Origin of the sequence: Paenarthrobacter sp. NPDC089675 (genome assembly GCF_044749185.1) — a bacterium.
GTDB lineage: Bacteria > Actinomycetota > Actinomycetes > Actinomycetales > Micrococcaceae > Arthrobacter.
Genome location: NZ_JBIVHM010000023.1, coordinates 1 through 1,978, shown reverse-complemented (window position 1 = coordinate 1,978; position 1,978 = coordinate 1). Strand labels below are relative to the sequence as shown.

At 63.2% G+C, this 1,978-nt stretch carries 2 protein-coding genes; one reads left to right on the top strand and one right to left on the bottom strand.

Features of this window, described 5'->3' with window-relative positions; all coding sequences use genetic code 11:
• Nucleotides 1–344: 344 nt before the first annotated feature.
• Nucleotides 345–920, top strand: a complete 576-nt coding sequence (locus tag ACIPY2_RS21795) for an HhH-GPD-type base excision DNA repair protein (RefSeq protein ID WP_400268492.1) — start codon at nucleotides 345–347, stop codon at nucleotides 918–920.
• 69 nt (nucleotides 921–989) lie between these two features.
• Here ACIPY2_RS21795 and ACIPY2_RS21790 read toward each other — a convergent pair whose 3' ends face one another.
• A complete protein-coding gene (locus ACIPY2_RS21790; protein ID WP_400268491.1) occupies nucleotides 990–1,784 on the bottom strand; it encodes a hypothetical protein in 795 nt (264 codons plus the stop codon).
• Nucleotides 1,785–1,978: the final 194 nt, after the last annotated feature.

The following is a 1,978-nucleotide window of genomic DNA, read 5'->3' as shown; positions in this document are numbered from 1 at the left end:
TACACACCTTCCGGCTTTCCGTTTCGCTCCCGGCGACTCAGAAAACAATACACGCCCCCAACCCCCAACGCAAATCCACCCCAAAGGCAGGTCCAGCAGAGCAAGACGACACACCATTTGGCCCCGTGAATCTCGCATGAAGTTCCCGTGAATCCGGCGGGTCGACGCGCCCAGCCCATAAAGGCAACCACCCGCCGTCGTACATTCCACCTCAGCTGCGCCTGACGGGCCGCCGTCCTGCGGCGAAGCGACGAAGCCCCGCCTGGAGACGCAAGTATCCCGGTCCGCCTGCCGGGGCGTGACTCCCCTAGGAGATGGCCGCAGGCAGGTGGGAGGATGGGCCCATGGAACTGCACATCACAGGAGATGCTGCTGCCGACCAACTGCTCAGTGACGACGCCTTCGCGCTGCTGACCGGCATGCTGCTCGATCAACAAGTGACCATGGAATCCGCGTTCGCCGGGCCAGAGAAGATCCGTACCCGCGTTGGGTCTTTGGAGCCCGGCACCATAGCGGCGTTCGACCCGGCCGGCTTTGTGGAGGTCTTCAAACAAACTCCGGCCGTCCACCGTTTCCCAGGCTCCATGGCCGGACGAGTTCAGGCACTGGCGGAGACAGTCCACCAGGACTGGGACGGCGAAGCAGCTGCCATTTGGACCCGAGGCAACCCAACCGGGGCAGAGGTCCTGCGGCGCCTTAAGGCCTTGCCGGGCTTCGGCGACCAGAAGGCCAGGATCTTCCTGGCGCTTCTCGGAAAACAGTGTGGTCTCCAGGCTCAGGGATGGCGCGAGGCCGCCGGCCATTACGGTGAGGAGGGCTCGTACCTGTCCGTGGCAGACATTGTGGATCCGGACTCCCTGGTAAAGGTCCGCGCGAGCAAGCAAGCCGCGAAGGCTGCAGCCAAAGCCTCGAAAGCCTGATCCTCGCTTTAAGACAGCTAAGGCCCCGCATCTGCGGGGCCTTAGCTGTCTGCAGCCTGGCGCGGGTCATCACCGTCGGGACGGGAGGTCGATCGCACGCGAAGGCACGACGGCGGCATTCAGGACGGCGCGATCGCCCAGCGGGCGTTCGAGGTGGACTGTGAAAGGCGTGGGCGGATTGCCCTGGCACGAAGCCGCTTGGGCGTCCGATTTCCGCACACCAATGACGACTTCCACCGTTGAATCCGTCTCGACAAGCTTCACGACCTCTACCCGGCCCTCGGCATTCTGCCCTGAATTGCAGTCGGACTCTGTGACAAGCAAAGGAACAACCTTGTCCGCCGCTGCCGGCTTCGAGCTCGGGTCCAGGGTGACAGACCCGGCCCCCAGGTCTCCCAGGTCGAGGGTCGGCGTGCAGCTGGACGACTCCACCACGGCCCACACCGGCTTACCCGGTTCTGATGCCATGGAGTTCGTGGAGACAACGATGTACTGGTAATCGCGAACATCACCCGTTCCGTTGTCCTCGGGTATTGCAAGCTTGTTCATGAGCATCACCCGATCGCTGCTTTCCTGCGCAATGAGCCACGATGCTGCGTGGAATTGTTCCACGTCACGTCCACTAAGCGCTGGCTGTGCTTCAGGCCTGAGCTCCGTCGCCGGCCTGGGATTCTCGAGCGCGTGGCGCTGAACCTTATTGCCTTGGCACAGAAGGGTAGTGGAGTCGATCTCGGTAGCAGGGTTGGCCGCCGCGGGGCTTTCTGCAACTAGACCGCCCCCGCCCTGGGTGGGTGCAGCACGTCCCGCTGCCAGAACCGTGCAGGCCGAGGCGCAAACCGCCAGTGACTTCAACGTGTTCCCCATGACGCTCAGAGTACGCCCTGCGCCCGGTCTGGTTGTGTTGGTTTTTGGCGTTGGTTTTAAAGTGGGAGACCCCCCAACCTGGTGGTTGGGGGGTCTCGACCTGTAATGGTTGTCCGGCGGTGTCCTACTCTCCCACACCCTCCCGGGTGCAGTACCATCGGCGCTGTGGGTCTTAGCTTCCGGGTTCGGAATGG